We start from the raw sequence: 2,372 nt of genomic DNA, 5'->3' as shown, positions 1-2,372 counted from the left end.
ATTTCGCTCGTGAGCGAAATCGAAGGGCTGACCACCCGTGGGATTGCCCCGAAGGGGAGACTATTCGTATCGGATTCCGCCCATCTGGTACTGCCGTACCACCGGCGGCTCGACGAGAGGTTGGAAAGTCTTCGCGGCAAGGGGAAGCTGGGAACGACGGGAAGGGGGGTCGGTCCGGCTTATGTGGACAAGGTCAACCGCACCGGGTTGCGTGTCCACGATCTTCTCGATCCGAGAGAGCTTCGAAACAAACTGCAAGAGAGAATCGAAGAGAAGAATCGACTGTTGGCATTTCTCGGAGGGGAACCGATCAACCCGGAGGAGGTGGTGGAGCGCTGCTGCGAGGCGGCGGAGTTCCTGCGGGAGATGGTCGTAAATACCACGATTTGGTTGGCCGAGGCGATGCGCGACGGGAAAGACATGCTCTTCGAGAGCGCCCAAGGGAGCTTTTTGGACATTGATTTCGGAACCTACCCCTATGTCACCTCTTCCAACACGACGGCGGGAGGGGCCGTTACGGGGACCGGAGTGCCCCCGCATCGCATCGACCGCGTCGTCGGCTGCCTCAAGGCCTACACGACTCGTGTGGGCGCCGGGCCGATGCCGGTCGAATGCGCCGAGCTGGCGGATCTGCTCCATCAGAGAGGACGGGAGTTCGGGGCAACAACGGGACGGGCCCGGAGGTGCGGCTGGTTCGACGGGGTGATGAGTCGCTATTCGGGATTGATCAATGGCTTCGACGAGCTTGCCGTGACCAATTTGGACGGCCTCGATACGCTCGAGACAATTCCGGTCTGCGTTGCTTACGAATGGCAAGGTCGACGGCTTTCCTATCCACCCGCTTCCGCAGCGCAATGGGAGGAGTGCGTTCCGGTTTATAAGGAATTTCAAGGTTGGCGGCAGCCGACTTCCGATGTCCGGCGCTATGCCGACTTGCCGGATCTCGCCAAACAATATCTGGACGCCCTCGCCGAGTTGACCGGATCTCCGGTCCGCTTGGTCTCGGTAGGTGCAGGAAGGGAGCAGACGTTCCTTGTCGAATAGAAAGGCGAGGTCGAGAGCGATTCAGAAGTCGCCGACCCACGTTGCCATTATCATGGATGGAAATGGCCGATGGGCTCGCGCTCGGAACCTACCCCGTGTCGAGGGCCATCGGGCCGGCTTTGAAGCTGCCCGAGAAGTCGTGCGCACGGCAGGAGAAGTCGGGATTTCCTTCCTGACGCTCTACGCGTTTTCCGTAGAAAACTGGAAGCGGCCACCCGAGGAAGTGAATGCCTTGATGGAGCTGCTGAACAATTTCGTGGAGGAAGCGGGAGCGGAGCTGGTTGCCAACGAGGTCCGTTTGAAGTTGATCGGTAGGATTGCCGATCTGCCGGCCGCCTTGCGGGAGAAGATCGAAGAGCTGAGCCTCCGGACGGCGCAGAATCGCAAGCTCACGCTTTCTCTCGCCCTCAGTTACAGCGGCCGAATCGAAATCCTGACGGCGGTGCAGCGCTTGGCGGGCGACGTTTTGTGCGGAAGGCTGCGGCCGGAGGAGATCGACGAGGCTCTTTTTCGCCATTATCTCTATACGGGCGATGACCCAGATCCCGACCTGCTGATTCGAACCAGCGGGGAGATGAGGCTCAGCAATTTTCTCCTATGGCAGGTCTCTTATTCGGAGATCTACTTCACCGAGATCCTCTGGCCGGACTTTCGCCGAGAGGCATTCTTGCAGGCTTTGGAAGAGTATGGGCGGAGGCAGCGGCGGTTCGGTCGGTTGGAGAGGGAACAGTTCGCATGAACAAGGGGCGAGGCTGGCTTGCCAGGAGCAGTTCGTCGGTTGTCCTCTGGATTGTCGTCCTCGCCGTGATCCTGGTGGGATGGCGGACGGGAGAGATCCTTGCCGTGGCGGGCTTTTCGGCTGTCGCGCAATGGGAATTCTACCGCATGCAAGAGCGAAAGGGCTTGGCCGTCTTCAAGGGTTTGGGGATCGCGGCCGGCCTGCTATTGTACGCGATTCTCTGGTTTTGCTGGGTTGCCCATCCGGCCACGGCGGCAACTTTCCGGATCTGGGAGGAGGCGCTTTTCGTTCTGACGGTGGTGGTGCTCCTTCTCCGGGTCGTCTTCGGCTCCAGAGGGAACCTTTTGCCCCTAGAGACTGCGGGGCTCACCCTCCTGGGAGTTGTCTACGTTCCCTTTCTTTTCAGCTTCTTGTGCCGGATCGCATTGGAGCCGAACAATTATTCCGATCCGCGCGTCGCCGTGTTTTTCGTGATCCTTGTGACAAAGCTCGGGGACACCGGGGCCTTTGTGGCGGGCTCGCTCTTCGGAAAGCACCGACTTCTCCCTCGGATCAGTCCTCACAAGACTTGGGAAGGACTGGCGGGGGG

At 59.9% G+C, this 2,372-nt stretch carries 3 protein-coding genes; all 3 read left to right on the top strand.

Features of this window, described 5'->3' with window-relative positions; translation table 11 throughout:
* Nucleotides 1-1,044 (top strand): adenylosuccinate synthase (locus FN369_RS05725; protein ID WP_142525234.1); only part of this gene is annotated, 1,044 nt, incomplete at its 5' end.
* Nucleotides 1,010-1,783, top strand: coding sequence for an undecaprenyl pyrophosphate synthase (uppS, locus tag FN369_RS05720; protein ID WP_342799711.1), 774 nt, complete (start codon nucleotides 1,010-1,012; stop codon nucleotides 1,781-1,783). The genes FN369_RS05725 and uppS, both read left to right, overlap by 35 nt.
* Nucleotides 1,780-2,372: phosphatidate cytidylyltransferase (locus tag FN369_RS05715; RefSeq protein ID WP_142525232.1), on the top strand; the 593-nt coding region annotated here is incomplete at its 3' end. The genes uppS and FN369_RS05715, both read left to right, overlap by 4 nt.

It is taken from the genome of Methylacidimicrobium cyclopophantes (assembly GCF_902143385.2).
Lineage (GTDB): Bacteria > Verrucomicrobiota > Verrucomicrobiia > Methylacidiphilales > Methylacidiphilaceae > Methylacidimicrobium > Methylacidimicrobium cyclopophantes.
Note: the sequence above shows the minus strand (reverse complement) of the source record. Positions and strands in the feature narration are given on the sequence as shown.